We start from the raw sequence: 15,787 nt of genomic DNA on the forward strand, positions 1-15,787 counted from the left end.
GGAAGAGGATCTACGTGACGAAGGCACCGACGCGGCTGTGGGGCGGCCGGTTCGAAGGCGGCCCGTCGGACGCGCTCGCGCGGCTCTCGGTGAGCGTCCAGTTCGACTGGCGGCTCGCCCCCTACGACCTGATGGGCTCGCGCGCACACGCCCGCGTCCTCAACCGGGCGGGGCTGCTCACCGGCGACGAGCTGGAACGCATGCTCGGTGCCCTGGACGACCTGGAGGAGGCCTGCCGGTCCGGCGAGTTCCGTCCCACGGTCGCCGACGAGGACGTCCACACCGCGCTGGAGCGCGGCCTGCTGGAGCGGCTCGGCGCCCTCGGCGGCAAGCTGCGCGCCGGCCGCAGCCGCAACGACCAGGTCGCCACCGACCTGCGCCTCTACCTGCGCGACCACGCCCGCCAGATCGTGTCCCGGCTGGTCGAGCTGGAGACCGCGCTGATCGCGCAGGCCGAGCACAACCTCGGCGTCGCCGCGCCCGGCATGACGCACCTGCAGCACGCCCAGCCGGTGCTGTTCTCCCACCAGCTCCTCGCGCACGTCCAGCCGCTGACCCGCGACATCGCGCGGCTGCGCGACTGGGACAGGCGCGCCGCGGTCTCGCCGCTCGGCTCCGGCGCCCTCGCCGGCTCGTCCCTGCCGCTGGACCCGCAGGCGACCGCCGCCGAACTGGGCTTCGACGCCGCCGCGCCCAACTCCATGGACGCCGTCGCCGACCGCGACTTCGTCGCCGAGTTCCTCTTCGCCGCCGCGCTCGCCGGCGTGCACCTGTCGCGCCTCGGCGAGGAGATCTGCCTGTGGGCGTCGCAGGAGTTCCGCTGGATCGAGATGGACGACACCTACGCCACCGGGTCGTCGATCATGCCGCAGAAGAAGAACCCGGACGTCGCGGAGCTGGCGCGCGGCAAGGCGGGCCGGCTCATCGGCCACCTCGTCGGCCTGCTCACCACGCTCAAGGGGCTGCCGCTCACCTACAACCGTGACCTGCAGGAGGACAAGGAGGGGGCGTTCGACGCGGTCGAGACGCTGCTGCTCGTCCTGCCCGCCATGTCCGGGCTCGTCGCCACGATGCGGATCAACACCGAACGCCTGGAGGCCTCGGCTCCCGACGGCTTCGCGCTCGCCACCGACCTCGCCGAACTGCTCGTCCGGCGCGGCGTGGCGTTCCGGGACGCGCACGAGGTCGTCGGCCACCTGGTCGTCTGGTGCCAGGTCAACGACAAGGACTTCGGCGACCTCACCGACGACGAACTCGCCAAGGTGTCGCCGCACCTGACGCCCGACGTCCGCGAGGTGCTGAACGTCCAGGGCGCCCTGGCGTCGCGGAAGGCGTACGGGGGGACGGCGCCCGACCGCGTCCGCGAGCAGATCGGCGCGCTGCGCACCCTGGTCGACGAGCACGCCGCCTGGGCCGCGGGATCGGACAACTGACGTCGTGGGGGAGCCCCCCGAGGCCGCCCGGCCGGCGAACCGTCCCGAAGACGATGGTGAGGCGATGTACGAAGCGCTGCTGCCGCGCGAGTTCTTCGACCGTCCGGTGGACGAGGTCGCGCCGTCGCTGCTCGGGCATGTGATCGCGCACCGCACCGCGGAAGGCGAAGTGGCCGCGCGGCTCACCGAGGTGGAGGCGTACGCGGGGCCCCTGGACCCCGCGTCCCACGCCTACCGGGGACGCACGCAGCGCAACGCGGTGATGTTCGGCCCGCCCGGGCACGTCTACGTGTACTTCACCTACGGCATGCACTTCTGCATGAACCTCGTGTGCGGGCCGGAGGGGACGTCCATGGCGGTGCTGCTCCGCGCCGGCGAGATCATCACGGGCGAGGACATCGCCCGCGCCCGCCGGCCCCGCTCGACGGTCCGCGACCTGGCCCGCGGCCCGGCCCGGCTCTGCCAGGCCCTCGGCGTCACCCGCGAGCAGAACGGCCTGGACGTGTGCTCCCCGGGCGGGGAGATGACCGTGCTCGAAGGCGAGGCCGCGGACCCCGCGCTGATCCGCAGCGGACCGCGGACCGGAGTGAACGGCGCCAAGGAGATCCCCTGGCGGTTCTGGATCGACGGCGACCCGACCGTCTCCCCGTACCGCCCGCACGTCCCGAGGCAGCGCAAGAAGATCCCCGCCGACGACTGACCCCGGCGGGCGTCCCCGGGACGGCGGAGGCGGCGAATGATCGCGGCGTGATCCATGGCCGCGGCTGGATCTTCGCTGGATACGGACCCATCGTCCGTCCGAGGTTCGGATCATCCGTGCAGGGGCCCGCCGCCGAGGCCGTGGACCGGGAAGTCGGCGGCGCCCGGGACACGTTCACCTCCGGACAAGAGCTCTTCGTTCCTGCGCACCACGGCACAGGCCGCCGTTGAATATCGTTGGCGTGACATACGCCCGCCGATGCCGTCTGGTGGGCATACGGAAAGCAAGCCGGAGACGAGGGAGACCGTGACCGACATCCTGGATGATCTCGCGTGGCGCGGCCTGATCGCGCAGTCCACCGACCTGGACGAACTGCGGGCCTTGCTCGCCGCGGGACCGGTCACGCTCTATTGCGGCTTCGACCCGACGGCGCCGTCGCTGCACCTCGGAAACCTGATCCAGATCCTCACGCTGCGCCGCTTCCAGCAGGCGGGCCACCGGCCCATCGGGCTGGTCGGCGGCGCCACCGGCCTCATCGGTGACCCGAGCGGCAAGAGCGCCGAACGCGTCCTGAACTCGGAGGCGACGGTCGCCGAATGGGTCGAGCGGGTCCGCGGCCAGGTGTCGAAGTTCCTCGACTTCCACGAGGGACCGACCGGTGCGACGATGGTCAGCAACCTGGAGTGGACCGGCCCCATGTCGGCGATCGAGTTCCTGCGCGACATCGGTAAGCACTTCCCGGTGAACCGGATGCTCGCCCGCGAGACGGTCAAGGCCCGGCTCGACACCACGGGCATGAGCTACACCGAGTTCAGCTATGTCCTGCTCCAGTCGATGGACTACCTGGAGCTGTACCGGCGGTACGGGTGCCGGCTGCAGACGGGAGGCAGCGACCAGTGGGGCAACCTCACCGCGGGCGTCGACCTGATCCGCCGCGTCGAGGGCGGCAGCGCGCACGCGCTGACCACGCCGCTCCTCACCAAGGCGGACGGATCGAAGTTCGGCAAGACCGCGGGAGGCGAGACCTACTGGCTCGACCCTGAGCTGACCTCGCCGTATGCGTTCTACCAGTTCTGGTTCAACGCGGACGACCGGGACGTGGAGGGGTTCCTCAAGTTCTTCAGCTTCCGGCCCCGCAAGGAGATCGAGGATCTGGTGAAGCAGGGCGCCGACCGTCCTGCCGCACGCATTCCGCAACGGGCGCTCGCCGAGGAGATGACCACTCTCGTCCACGGCGCGGACGAGACGGAACGCGTCGTGGCCGCCTCCCGTGCCCTGTTCGGGCAGGGCTCCCTGGAGGACCTGGACGAGCGCACGCTGAAGGCCGCGCTCGCCGAGGTGCCCCGTGCGGAGGTGCCTTCCGGGGAACTGCCGGCCGTGGTGGACCTCCTGGCGGCGTCCGGCCTCTGCAAGAGCAAGTCAGAGGCACGCCGTGCGATCACCCAGGGAGGCGCTTACCTCAACAACGCCAAGGTCGAGTCGGAGGCCGCCGTGCCGGCGGCGACCGACCTGCTCCACGGCCGCTTCCTCGTCCTGCGACGCGGCAAGCGGAACGTGGGGGGCGTCGAGGTGACCACGTCCTGAGCCGACCCATGACCGCCCGCCCGGACCTGTACCGGGCGGGCGGTTGCCATGTTGGGGACGAACTTCGGTAGATACACGTCACAGTGCGGTTACGAGGGCCCGTCCTGGGTATGTTCAAAGGTCCGAAAACAGCATCTGACCAGCGCCTTCACGTTCCCAGAGGCCGATTTGACGCTTCTGACGGCCGGATCTAATGTTCTACTCGCCCCACGGGGGAGCGGGACGCCGGACAGGCGGCCGGCCTCGGGGGATCCTCTGCAGACCGTCTCGGTGGAATCATGTCTCCATCGAACGGGACGTACGAGGCCGAACTGCCCCAGAGTTGGACAAACGGGGCGGATCGGGTAGGCTTGAAGGGTTGCCCCGGAGCCGGGGTCCGCGGGAGCGGGGTTCGGCGCGGTGGGTGTCCGTTTCTTGAGAACTCAACAGCGTGTTAAAAGCCAGTGCCTTTATCGGCTCGGCCTTTTTGGCCGGGTCGCCCCGTGGCCATCCCCCATTTGTGGGGGTGGTGGGGATTTCTTTGAGGCAATACACGGCCCCCTTGGGGGGTTGTGTGTGCTGGGATTTTCTTCAAGGTTTGGCCTGCCGGGGTTTGTTCCCCGGTGTGGTCGTTGGACCTTAATGGAGAGTTTGATCCTGGCTCAGGACGAACGCTGGCGGCGTGCTTAACACATGCAAGTCGAGCGGAAAGGCCCCTTCGGGGGTACTCGAGCGGCGAACGGGTGAGTAACACGTGAGCAACCTGCCCCTGACTCTGGGATAAGCCCGGGAAACTGGGTCTAATACCGGATATGACCACTCCGGGCATCTGGTGGTGGTGGAAAGTTTTTCGGTTGGGGATGGGCTCGCGGCCTATCAGCTTGTTGGTGGGGTGATGGCCTACCAAGGCGACGACGGGTAACCGGCCTGAGAGGGCGACCGGTCACACTGGGACTGAGACACGGCCCAGACTCCTACGGGAGGCAGCAGTGGGGAATATTGCGCAATGGGCGGAAGCCTGACGCAGCGACGCCGCGTGGGGGATGACGGCCTTCGGGTTGTAAACCTCTTTCAGCAGGGACGAAGCTAACGTGACGGTACCTGCAGAAGAAGCGCCGGCTAACTACGTGCCAGCAGCCGCGGTAATACGTAGGGCGCAAGCGTTGTCCGGAATTATTGGGCGTAAAGAGCTCGTAGGCGGTTTGTTGCGTCCGTCGTGAAAGCCCACGGCTTAACCGTGGGTCTGCGGTGGATACGGGCAGACTAGAGGCAGGTAGGGGAGAACGGAATTCCCGGTGTAGCGGTGAAATGCGCAGATATCGGGAGGAACACCGGTGGCGAAGGCGGTTCTCTGGGCCTGTACTGACGCTGAGGAGCGAAAGCGTGGGGAGCGAACAGGATTAGATACCCTGGTAGTCCACGCCGTAAACGTTGGGCGCTAGGTGTGGGGTCCTTCCACGGATTCCGCGCCGCAGCTAACGCATTAAGCGCCCCGCCTGGGGAGTACGGCCGCAAGGCTAAAACTCAAAGGAATTGACGGGGGCCCGCACAAGCGGCGGAGCATGTTGCTTAATTCGACGCAACGCGAAGAACCTTACCAAGGCTTGACATTGCCGGAAAACCATCAGAGATGGTGGGTCCTTTTTGGGCCGGTGACAGGTGGTGCATGGCTGTCGTCAGCTCGTGTCGTGAGATGTTGGGTTAAGTCCCGCAACGAGCGCAACCCTCGTTCCATGTTGCCAGCACGTAATGGTGGGGACTCATGGGAGACCGCCGGGGTCAACTCGGAGGAAGGTGGGGATGACGTCAAGTCATCATGCCCCTTATGTCTTGGGCTGCAAACATGCTACAATGGCCGGTACAGAGGGCTGCGATACCGTGAGGTGGAGCGAATCCCTTAAAGCCGGTCTCAGTTCGGATCGAAGTCTGCAACTCGACTTCGTGAAGTCGGAGTCGCTAGTAATCGCAGATCAGCAACGCTGCGGTGAATACGTTCCCGGGCCTTGTACACACCGCCCGTCACGTCACGAAAGTCGGCAACACCCGAAGCCCGTGGCCCAACCACCTTGTGTGGGGGGAGCGGTCGAAGGTGGGGCCGGCGATTGGGACGAAGTCGTAACAAGGTAGCCGTACCGGAAGGTGCGGCTGGATCACCTCCTTTCTAAGGAGCACAACTGGCTCAGGCGACCTCTTTAGGGGTGTCTGGGTCGGTGGCCGCCGTTGACGGCGCACGTCCGTCAGGTGGCTGCTCATAGATGTGGAGCACTGGCTATTCAGCTCACCACTGGTGTGAGCCGGCAAGTACCGTCCCGGGTGACCGGGGAGTGGGAACGGCGGTTTCGGGCCGGTGGTGGGCTGGGCACGCTGTTGGGTCCTGAGGGAACGGGCGTAAGCCCGGTGGCCTCGGACTGCGGGACCAGACACCGCACCTTTCCGTGATGGGGGGTGGGGTTCTGGTGGGCCCGGTTGTTTTTTGAGAACTGCACAGTGGACGCGAGCATCTCTGGCGAGAACGCGGTCTTTGGATCGTGTTCTTGTCTGCGATTTGTTTTGATCGTTTCGTGTGTTCAAGTTTTTAAGGGCATACGGTGGATGCCTTGGCATCAGGAGCCGATGAAGGACGTGGGAGCCTGCGATATGCCTCGGGGAGTCGGCAACCAGACTTTGATCCGGGGATTTCCGAATGGGGAAACCTGGCACCCGTCATGGGGTGTCGCCGCCTGCTGAATGTATAGGCAGGTTGGTGGGAACGCGGGGAAGTGAAACATCTCAGTACCCGCAGGAAGAGAAAACAATAGTGATTCCGTGAGTAGTGGTGAGCGAAAGCGGAGGAGCCTAAACCGTGCGCGTGTGATAGCCGGCAGGTGTTGCGTGTGCGGGGTTGTGGGACCGCCTTGATCTAGCTGCCGCTGGGTCGGAGAGTTACAAAATGTTATGATAGCCGAACGGTATGGGATGGCCGGCCGTAGACGGTGAGAGCCCGGTAGGTGAAATCATGACGTCTCTTGGGTGTGTTCCCGAGTAGCACGGGGCCCGTGAAATCCCGTGTGAATCTGCCACGACCACGTGGTAAGGCTGAATACTTCCTGATGACCGATAGCGGACCAGTACCGTGAGGGAAAGGTGAAAAGTGCCCCGGTGAGGGGTCGTGAAATAGTACCTGAAACCGTGTGCCTACAAGCCGTCAGAGCGTCCTCACTGCCTTCGGGTGGTGTTCGTGATGGCGTGCCTTTTGAAGAATGAGCCTGCGAGTTATGGTGTGTGGCGAGGTTAACCGGTGGCGGGTAGCCGTAGCGAAAGCGAGTCTGAATAGGGCGTTTTCAGTCGCATGCTGTAGACCCGAAGCGGGGTGATCTAGCCATGGGCAGGGTGAAGCGCCGGTAAGACGGTGTGGAGGCCCGAACCCACCAGGGTTGAAAACCTGGGGGATGACCTGTGGTTAGGGGTGAAAGGCCAATCAAACTCCGTGATAGCTGGTTCTCCCCGAAATGCATTTAGGTGCAGCGTCGCGTGTTTCTTGCCGGAGGTAGAGCTACTGGATGGCTGATGGGCCCTACAAGGTTACTGACGTCAGCCAAACTCCGAATGCCGGTAAGTGAGAGCGTGGCAGTGAGACTGCGGGGGATAAGCTTCGTAGTCGAGAGGGAAACAGCCCAGATCATCGGCTAAGGCCCCTAAGCGTGTGCTAAGTGGGAAAGGATGTGGAGTTGCCGTGACAACCAGGAGGTTGGCTTAGAAGCAGCCATCCTTGAAAGAGTGCGTAATAGCTCACTGGTCAAGTGATTCCGCGCCGACAATGTAGCGGGGCTCAAGCACACCGCCGAAGCCGTGGCATTGACATGTGATGTGTTGATGGGTAGGGGAGCGTCCTGCAGCCGGTGAAGCCGCCGAGTGATCGAGTGGTGGAGGCTGTGGGAGTGAGAATGCAGGCATGAGTAGCGAGTCACACGTGAGAAACGTGTGCGCCGAATGACCAAGGGTTCCTGGGGCAGGCTAATCCGCCCAGGGTAAGTCGGGACCTAAGGCGAGGCCGACAGGCGTAGTCGATGGACAACGGGTTGATATTCCCGTACCCGCTGGTATGCGCCAACGCTGAACCCTCTGATGCTAAGACCCCGAATCCCGGGTTGAGCCTTCGGGCTCGGTTCGGTGCTAGCGGTCGGCCCGAGGGGGTAGTAGGTGAGTGATGGGGTGACGCAGGAGGGTAGCTCAGCCCAGGCGATGGTTGTCCTGGGGTAAGCATGTAGCCCGGTGTGCAGGTAAATCCGTGCACCGTCAAGGGTGAGATGTGATGCCGAGCCGTTTTAGGTGAAGTGAGTGATCCCATGCTGTCGAGAAAAGCCTCTAGCGAGTGTATCGGCGGCCCGTACCCTAAACCGACTCAGGTGGTCAGGTAGAGAATACCGAGGCGATCGGGTGAACTGTGGTTAAGGAACTCGGCAAATTGCCCCCGTAACTTTGGGAGAAGGGGGACCACGCCCGGTGAACGCCCTTGCGGTGGGAGCTGGGTGGGGTCGCAGAGGCCAGGGGGAAGCGACTGTTTACTAAAAACACAGGTCCGTGCGAAGTCGTAAGACGCGGTATACGGACTGACGCCTGCCCGGTGCCGGAACGTTAAGAGGACCGGTTAGATCCTTCGGGGTCGAAGCTGAGAATCTAAGCGCCGGTAAACGGCGGTGGTAACTATAACCATCCTAAGGTAGCGAAATTCCTTGTCGGGTAAGTTCCGACCTGCACGAATGGCGTAACGACTTCCCCGCTGTCTCAACCACAGGCCCGGCGAAATTGCAGTACGAGTAAAGATGCTCGTTTCGCGCAGCAGGACGGAAAGACCCCGGGACCTTCACTATAGCTTGGCATTGGCGCTTGGAGCGTCTTGTGTAGGATAGGTGGGAGACTGTGAAGCCGGCACGCCAGTGCCGGTGGAGTCGCTGGTGAAATACCACTCTGGTCGTTTTGAGCGTCTAACCCGCACCCGTGGATCCGGGTGGGGGACAGTGCCTGGTGGGTAGTTTAACTGGGGCGGTTGCCTCCTAAAGTGTAACGGAGGCGCCCAAAGGTTCCCTCAGCCTGGTTGGCAATCAGGTGGCGAGTGCAAGGGCACAAGGGAGCTTGACTGTGAGACGGACGTGTCGAGCAGGTGCGAAAGCAGGGCCTAGTGATCCGGCACCTACGTGTGGAAGTGGTGTCGCTCAACGGCTAAAAGGTACCCCGGGGATAACAGGCTGATCTTCCCCAAGAGTCCATATCGACGGGATGGTTTGGCACCTCGATGTCGGCTCGTCGCATCCTGGGGCTGGAGTAGGTCCCAAGGGTTGGGCTGTTCGCCCATTAAAGCGGCACGCGAGCTGGGTTTAGAACGTCGCGAGACAGTTCGGTCCCTATCCGCTGCGCGCGTAGGAGAATTGTGAGGGTCTGTCCCTAGTACGAGAGGACCGGGACGGACGGACCTCTGGTGTGCCAGTTGTCCCGCCAGGGGCACGGCTGGTTGGCTACGTTCGGTCGGGATAACCGCTGAAAGCATCTAAGCGGGAAGCCTTCCTCAAGATGAGTTCTCCCACCCCCGTTGTGGGGTGTAAGGCCCCCGGTAGACGACCGGGTTGATAGGCCGGAGATGGAAGCGCGGTGACGTGTGGAGTCGACCGGTACTAATAGGCCGAGTGGCTTGAACACATGATCCGTTCAAACCAAATCGCCGCATGTGTTGCGTGTAGTTGTTCGCGTCCCTGTGTGGTTCCCGGAAAACAACCGGGTACCCGTAGTGTCATAAGTGGATACCGAGCCTGACGCTCGGACGAGTCTTCCCGCATCCCCCGTTTGGTGGGGTGTTGGGGGTTGGTCGTTCGGTGGTTTTGGCGAAGGGGAAACACCCGGTCCCATCCCGAACCCGGAAGTTAAGCCCTTCAGCGCCGATGGTACTGCATGGGAGACCGTGTGGGAGAGTAGGACACCGCCGGACTCATATTGTGGAGGGGCCCCGCCGTTACCGGCGGGGCCCTTCTCATTTCCCGGCCGGAGATTTCCGCGGGCTCAGGACGACCTTGCCGCGGTTGGCGCGTGCTTCGAGGATGAGGTGGGCATCGGCCGCCTCTTCCAGAGGGAGCACGGCGTGAATTGCCGGTCGCAGGCGACCTGCGATGTGCAGCTCCCAAAGTTCACGTTGATGCCGGTCGTAGACGTCGCGGCGGCGGCCGGCGAGATGCGCCATTGCGAAACCGATGACCGCCCTGCTGTGCATCCGCAGTTCGTTGGTGTCCACCTGGCCGCCGACGGCGTTGAAGCAGACCAGCCGCCCGAAGGGCGCCAAGGCGCGCAGGCTCGCCGCCTGTACATCGCCGCCCACCCCGTCCAGAACGACGTCCACGGGGTCGCCCCAGTCCTCCCGCTCGTAGGTGATGACGTGATCGGCCCCCAGCGAACGCACGAATTCGGCCTTGTCGGCGCTGCCCACCGCGGCGGTCACACGTCCCGCGCCGAGGGCCACGGACAATTGGACCGCCAGGTGGCCGACGCCTCCGGCGGCGGAGGTGACCAGCACGCTGTCGCCCTTGCCGAACCCGCCCGCACGCAGCGCTCCAAGGGCCACCTGTCCGCTGCGTGTCAGGAGCAAGGCCGCCAGGTCGTCGACCTCATCGGGCACGGGCGCCATGAACGGTGCCGGGACCGCCGCGAACTCTGCGTACGCCCCGGCCAACGCGGGGCCGGCGGCGCGCTGCCCGATCCGCCATCCGGTGACGCCCGGGCCGATCGCCGCGACCCGTCCCGCGATCTCACCGCCGGGTGTGCGGGGGAGCGGCGCGCCACCGTCCCCGGGGACGTCGCGCGTGAGCCGGATGACCGGCAGGGTCACTCCGATGACGTCGACCTCGATGAGCAGTTCGCCCGCTCCCGGCTCGGGGCGGGGTACCCGCTCGACCCGCAGCACCTCGGGACCCCCGTACTGGTGAAACCGCACCGTGCGCACACTGACTGCCTTTCTTGTCGATGACGGTGACGATGGCCGGGCCCTCGCACATGCGCGACCCGGATCAGGGCGTCACGGTGTGTTCCGGATCAGCATGGTCCCCCTTCCGGACCTCAACGTCGTTGAAGTTCAACGCTGTTGAAGTCTGCGCCATACTGGTGTCCGCGTCAACCGGATAAAGAGGAGCGGCGATGCGCCTGACCCGTGAACGCGTGATCGACGGTGGTCTCGGCCTGCTCGATGAGGTGGGGCTGGACAAGCTGACGATGCGGGGGCTCGCGAAGGCACTCGGCGTCCAGAACGGCGCCACATACTGGCACTTCTCCAGCAAGGGGGAGCTGTTGGAGGCCATGGCCGACGCCATGCTCGCCAGGGTGACGGCCGGTGTGGACCCGGCCCTGCCTTGGGACGAGCGGATCGTCATGGCGGCGCACCGTCTGCGCCGCGCCCTGCTGTCCAGACGCGACGGTGCCCGCTTGTTCGCCGGGGTGTTCTTCCCCCTGCCCAACGCCCTGGCCTATGGCGAGACCATGATCGGAATTCTGCGGGAGGCGGGTCTCGGCCTGCGGGACGCGGTCTGGGCGGTGGACACCCTCACCTACTATGTCGTCGGCCACGCGGGAGAGGAGCAGCTCGCGGCGGGGCCCGCCGGCGGGGACGAGGCGGTCGCGCGGCTTTCGGCGGCGCTGGACCCGAGTCGTCACCCGAACATGGCCGCCGCGTCCGGCGACCTGGCGGCGCCCCATCCGGAGGAGCACTTCGGATTCGGGCTGGAGCTGATCATGGCCGGGGTTCGTGCCCGCCTGGCCGCGTCGGGTCCGCCGTCCTGATCTGCGTCTCCGCGGCGTTGTGCGCCACGACGGAGGCGAGTCCGGGGGTGTCCCGGCGGACACGGACGCGCGGAGGCGGCTCCGCTGGTGTCGATGCGCGGAACCGCCTCCGGTGACAGCGGATCAGGCCCGGCGAGCCTGCCTGATAAGGAGCCTGAGGCACAGCGCGGCCGCCCATGTCCAGATCACCGCCCCGCCGGCGAGCATCAGCCGGAAGTCGCCGGCGGGGACGGCCGCGAAGGAGAGGGCGAAGGAGGCGACGGGGGCCGCGGTGCTGTAGATCATCCAGCCGGTGTCGCCCTGGCGGGCGAAGCGGCGGGCGAACACCAGACAGGCCGCGCTGAGGGCGAGGCTCATGCCGACGGGCGCGAGGTTGTGCAGCATGCCATGCCAGCTGGGCTCGGCCGGCCCGGCCGGAGTCCCGGACGGGAAGCCTTCGGCGGGATCGGTGGGGAACACTCCGGCCCAGATCAGGCTCGTGCCGTAGAGGGCGATGAGCGCCGTTCCCCAGGTGCGGCCGGGCGAACCCGGGTCGAGGACGTGCCGCAGCCCGATGACGGACGCCAGCACCAGGGCGCCGGCGAGGAGGAAGTTCACCGTCTGGATCCAGCCGTGCGGGCCGAGCGCGAGCATGCTCAGCGGGTGGCGGGCGGCGTCGTAGCCGTCGCGGCCGAGGGCCTGGCCGAGGATCGTCAGCACGAACAGCGGTCCGGCGGCGGCTCCGCCGAGGAGCAGGGCGCGGGTGGAGCGGGTGGGACCCTGCGCGGTGCGGGGCCGGGGTGCGGCGGTCGGCGTGGGGCGCATGACAGCTCCCGTGGGATGGGACGGTCCGGGGTGGAGCGCCCCGGACCGCGGGGGTGGGAAGGGGTCAGGCGTACAGGGGTTCGCCGGTCTCCAGGAGGGTCTTCAGGTCGCTGAGGATGAGACTCCAGCCGCCGCCCGCCTCGGGCGTCTCGCCGGAGATCTGCGCGTCCGTCGCGGGTGCGCCGGTGACGTCGTGGGTGACGGTGAGCGCGCAGACGCCGTCGCCGCCGTCCTCGATCTCGTAGGTGAGGCGGGTGAAGTCCTCCCCGAGGAACAGGGGCCGCCAGGTCTGGACGAGCCGCCGCGGCGGGTCCGCCTCGATGACCTCGCCGTCGATGATGACATCGGGGGCGCCGCCCGCCTTCATCTCCTCGCTCGCCAGGCCGCGGCAGGTGCCGCCGGGCCGCAGGTCGTACTCGATGGGCGCGCGGTAGCCGTACCTGACCGCCCACTCGGGCTTGGTGATGGCGTCCCAGATGGCCTGCGGGGTGGCCTTGATGTGGACGCGGAAGACACGGACGGTGCGGGGCTCGGCGGGGGCCTCGGTCATCGTTTGCTCCAGTTCCGTTTTCAGATCGGTGAGGGCCGCGACGGGCCGCTCGGTGTACTTGCCGATCCACCGGTCGTGGATCAGCCGGATCGGCACGGGGTTGAGGAAGTGGAGTTTCTCCCGGCCGGAGCGGCGCGTGACCACCAGCCCGGCCTCCTCCAGAACCCGCAGATGCTTGGCGACCCCGAACCGGGTCATCTCGACCTCGGAGTCCAGTTCGCCGAGCGTCCGCCCGTCCCGGGTGAACAGCAGGTCGAGCAGGAACCGCCGGGTCGGGTCGCCCAGCGCCTTGAACGCCAGATCGTCGTCGTCCACACCTCGAAAATAGGTGACCAAAAGGTCACATGTCAACCGTGGCGGAGGAACGCTGTCCCATCCGGGTCGTCGTCTCATCGCCGGCGGCGGCGACCCCTGTGGCGGGTGGCCGTCCGGGCGGTGTGCCGGAAGAAGCCGGGTGTCAGCGGCCGAGGGCCTGGTCGAGGGTGGCGGCCCACTGGTTCAGGAGGCGGGCGCGGCGGGCCGAGTCGTCGGTGAGGAGGTCGGCCAGCCCGAGCCCGCGGACCAGGTCGAGGGTCGCCTGGACGGTCTCGCGGACGCCGGGGACGCCCTCGTCCGCCCCGAGGGCCTCGACGGTGAGGCGGTGCGCCTCGCGTCCCACGCGGGCTTCGAGCGGGAGGACCTGCGCGCGGAGCTGGTCGTCGGAACTGGCCGCGACCCAGAGTTGCAGCGCTGCGCGGAACAGCGGGCTCGTGTACATCTCGCCGAGCAGGGTCACGACGTCCCGGGTGGAGGGACGGTGGTCGGCGAGGGCGTCCAGGCGCTCGCGCATCTGGGCCATCCGCACCTCGGACCCGTACTCGACCGCCGCCGTCACCAGCTCCTCCCGCGTCCTGAAGTGGTGCTGGGCGGCGCCCCGGGAGACGCCGGCGCGCTCGGCGACCACCGCGACGGTCGTGCCCGCCCAGCCGACGGAGGCGAGGCAGCCGATGGCGGCCTCCAGGAGGCGGCGGCGGGTGGCGCGGCTGCGGTCCTGCTGCGGTTCGCGGGGGAGTGCCTGGGCGGTCATGGGTTCCTTGGCTCGGGTGGATCTCCAGTCAACCAAATGATCGCGGCAAGAAACAATCATGCGCGATTGATTTTTTTCGTCCGGACTGGCAGGGTTCACCCATGAGCCAACCGTTGCGGGTCGGTAACGCCTCGGGTTTCTACGGCGACCGCTTCTCCGCGGTGCGGGAGATGCTGGAGGGCGGGCCGCTGGACGTCCTCACCGGCGACTACCTCGCCGAGCTCACGATGCTGATCCTGGGCCGCGGCAGGATGAAGGACCCGGACGCGGGGTACGCCGCCACGTTCCTGCGGCAGATGGAGGAGTCCCTCGGGCTCGCGGTGGAGCGCGGCACGACGATCGTCACCAACGCCGGCGGGCTCAATCCGCGCGGGCTGGCGGAGCGGCTGCGGGAACTGGCGTCCCGGCTGGGGCTCGATGTCCGCGTCGCCCATGTGGAGGGCGACGACCTGCTGGCCCGGGCCGATGCGCTCGGTCTCGCCGGCTCGCGTCACGGGCCGCCGCTCACCGCCAACGCCTACCTGGGCGGCTGGGGGATCGCCGAGTGCCTGCGGGCCGGAGCCGACGTGGTGGTGACCGGCCGGGTCACCGACGCCTCGCTAGTGGCGGGACCGGCTGCCGCGCACTTCGGCTGGGCGCGGGACGACTGGGACGCGCTGGCGGGCGCGACCGTCGCCGGGCACGTCCTGGAGTGCGGGACGCAGGCCACGGGCGGCAACTACGCGTTCTTTGAAGAAATCTACAACGTAAAGGCGCCGGGCTTTCCCATCGCCGAGATCCACGCCGACGGCTCCAGCGTGATCACCAAGCACGACGGGACGGGCGGCGCCGTGACCACCGGGACCGTCACGGCACAGCTCCTGTACGAGATCGGCGGGCCGTCCTACGCGGGGCCGGACGTGACGACGCGCTTCGACACGATCGAGCTGGCGCAGGACGGGCCGGACCGGGTGCGGATCAGCGGTGTCCGGGGGACTCCGCCGCCCCCGGCCACGAAGGTCTGCCTGAACCACCTCGGCGGTCACCGGAACGAGATGACGTTCGTGCTCACCGGGCTGGGCATCGAGGCCAAGGCGGAGGGGGTCAAGACCCAGATGGAGGCCGCCTTCGGCGGTGCCCCGCCGTCCCGTCTGGAGTGGACGCTCATCGGCTCCGCCGCCCCCGACCCGGCCACGCAGGGCGAGGCGACCGTCCTGCTCCGCTGCGCCGCCCTCGATCCCGACCCGAACAAGGTCGGCCGCACCTTCAGCAACGCGGCGGTGGAACTGGCCCTCGCCGGATATCCGGGCTTCACGATGACGTCCCCGCCGGGGAAGGGAAGCCCGTACGGGGTCTACACGCCCGCCTTCGTGCCGAACGAGGTGGTCGAGCACGTCGCCGTCACCTCCGAGGGCACCCGCGTCTCCATCCCGCCGGCGCCCGTCACGGCGGCGCAACCCGCCGGCCGCGGAGCGGCCGCCGGCGCGGGGGAGGCCGCACCGGGAACTGGGGAGAACCCGCTCCCGGACGCGCGGGGACCGGTGGTCCGGGCGCCCCTCGGACGGGTTGCCGGGGCCCGGAGCGGAGACAAGGGCGGGGACGCCAACATCGGCGTCTGGGCGCGGACCGATGCCCAATGGGCCTGGCTGGAGCCCTTCCTCACCACTGAGCGGTTCCGGGAACTGCTGCCCGAGACCCGGGACCATCCCGTCCAGCGGCATGTCCTGCCCAACCTCCGCGCGGTCAACTTCGTCGTCGTAGGGCTGCTGCAGGAGGGCGTTTCGGCCTCGACCCGGTTCGACCCGCAGGGCAAGGCGCTCGGGGAGTGGCTGCGGTCCCGCCTCGTCGACATTCCGGAGGCAGTTCTTTGACCCTCAAGAGCACGCTGGACACGCGGA

Annotated in this window: 9 protein-coding genes and 3 rRNA genes; 8 read left to right on the top strand and 4 right to left on the bottom strand. The window is 67.1% G+C overall.

Annotated elements, in window-relative coordinates; translation table 11 throughout:
- The first annotated feature begins 14 nt into the window (after positions 1-14).
- From argH to rrf, 6 genes are all read left to right on the top strand, one after another.
- Complete coding sequence (gene argH, locus ACQP1N_RS15530; protein ID WP_084263507.1) at positions 15-1,433, top strand: argininosuccinate lyase; 1,419 nt, start codon at positions 15-17, stop codon at positions 1,431-1,433.
- A 4-nt stretch (positions 1,434-1,437) separates the two neighbouring features.
- The gene (locus ACQP1N_RS15535) at positions 1,438-2,133 is read left to right on the top strand and encodes a DNA-3-methyladenine glycosylase (protein WP_433232054.1); all 696 of its coding nucleotides are present in this window, start codon (positions 1,438-1,440) and stop codon (positions 2,131-2,133) included.
- A 306-nt stretch (positions 2,134-2,439) separates the two neighbouring features.
- Entirely contained in the window at positions 2,440-3,717 is a 1,278-nt protein-coding gene (gene tyrS, locus ACQP1N_RS15540) for a tyrosine--tRNA ligase (protein WP_433232057.1), read from the top strand.
- A gap of 618 nt (positions 3,718-4,335) precedes the next feature.
- Positions 4,336-5,857, top strand: a 16S ribosomal RNA gene (locus ACQP1N_RS15545).
- A 404-nt stretch (positions 5,858-6,261) separates the two neighbouring features.
- Positions 6,262-9,369, top strand: a 23S ribosomal RNA gene (locus ACQP1N_RS15550).
- Between the two features lie 169 nt (positions 9,370-9,538).
- Positions 9,539-9,655, top strand: a 5S ribosomal RNA gene (rrf, locus tag ACQP1N_RS15555).
- The 16S, 23S and 5S rRNA genes sit together here, the layout of an rRNA operon.
- A 42-nt stretch (positions 9,656-9,697) precedes the next feature.
- On the opposite strand, the gene ACQP1N_RS15560 is transcribed toward rrf, so the two are convergent.
- Complete coding sequence (locus ACQP1N_RS15560; protein WP_433232059.1) at positions 9,698-10,651, bottom strand: quinone oxidoreductase family protein; 954 nt, start codon at positions 10,649-10,651, stop codon at positions 9,698-9,700.
- A 200-nt stretch (positions 10,652-10,851) separates the two neighbouring features.
- Here ACQP1N_RS15560 and ACQP1N_RS15565 point away from each other — a divergent pair, with 200 nt between their 5' ends.
- The gene (locus tag ACQP1N_RS15565) at positions 10,852-11,490 is read left to right on the top strand and encodes a TetR/AcrR family transcriptional regulator C-terminal domain-containing protein (protein WP_067808146.1); all 639 of its coding nucleotides are present in this window, start codon (positions 10,852-10,854) and stop codon (positions 11,488-11,490) included.
- A gap of 123 nt (positions 11,491-11,613) precedes the next feature.
- On the opposite strand, the gene ACQP1N_RS15570 is transcribed toward ACQP1N_RS15565, so the two are convergent.
- The 3 genes from ACQP1N_RS15570 to ACQP1N_RS15580 form a co-directional block, all read right to left on the bottom strand.
- Positions 11,614-12,294, bottom strand: coding sequence for a DUF998 domain-containing protein (locus ACQP1N_RS15570; RefSeq protein ID WP_433232063.1), 681 nt, complete (start codon positions 12,292-12,294; stop codon positions 11,614-11,616).
- A gap of 64 nt (positions 12,295-12,358) precedes the next feature.
- Positions 12,359-13,159, bottom strand: a complete 801-nt coding sequence (locus ACQP1N_RS15575) for an ArsR/SmtB family transcription factor (protein WP_433232065.1) — start codon at positions 13,157-13,159, stop codon at positions 12,359-12,361.
- 142 nt (positions 13,160-13,301) lie between these two features.
- The gene (locus ACQP1N_RS15580) at positions 13,302-13,910 is read right to left on the bottom strand and encodes a TetR/AcrR family transcriptional regulator (RefSeq protein ID WP_067802978.1); all 609 of its coding nucleotides are present in this window, start codon (positions 13,908-13,910) and stop codon (positions 13,302-13,304) included.
- A 101-nt stretch (positions 13,911-14,011) separates the two neighbouring features.
- Between ACQP1N_RS15580 and ACQP1N_RS15585 the strand changes: the two genes are divergently transcribed.
- A complete protein-coding gene (locus tag ACQP1N_RS15585; protein ID WP_433232068.1) occupies positions 14,012-15,760 on the top strand; it encodes an acyclic terpene utilization AtuA family protein in 1,749 nt (582 codons plus the stop codon).
- The last annotated feature ends 27 nt before the right edge of the window (positions 15,761-15,787 follow it).

Source organism: Actinomadura formosensis, from assembly GCF_050948385.1.
GTDB classification, from domain to species: domain Bacteria; phylum Actinomycetota; class Actinomycetes; order Streptosporangiales; family Streptosporangiaceae; genus Spirillospora; species Spirillospora formosensis.

Bases quoted from the DNA above. Each gene is read 5' to 3' on its own strand.
- ACQP1N_RS15570 (WP_433232063.1), bottom strand. From the start codon at position 12,294: ATGCGCCCCACGCCGACCGCCGCACCCCGGCCCCGCACCGCGCAGGGT.
- ACQP1N_RS15565 (WP_067808146.1), top strand. From the start codon at position 10,852: ATGCGCCTGACCCGTGAACGCGTGATCGACGGTGGTCTCGGCCTGCTC.
- ACQP1N_RS15580 (WP_067802978.1), bottom strand. From the start codon at position 13,910: ATGACCGCCCAGGCACTCCCCCGCGAACCGCAGCAGGACCGCAGCCGC.
- ACQP1N_RS15585 (WP_433232068.1), top strand. From the start codon at position 14,012: ATGAGCCAACCGTTGCGGGTCGGTAACGCCTCGGGTTTCTACGGCGAC.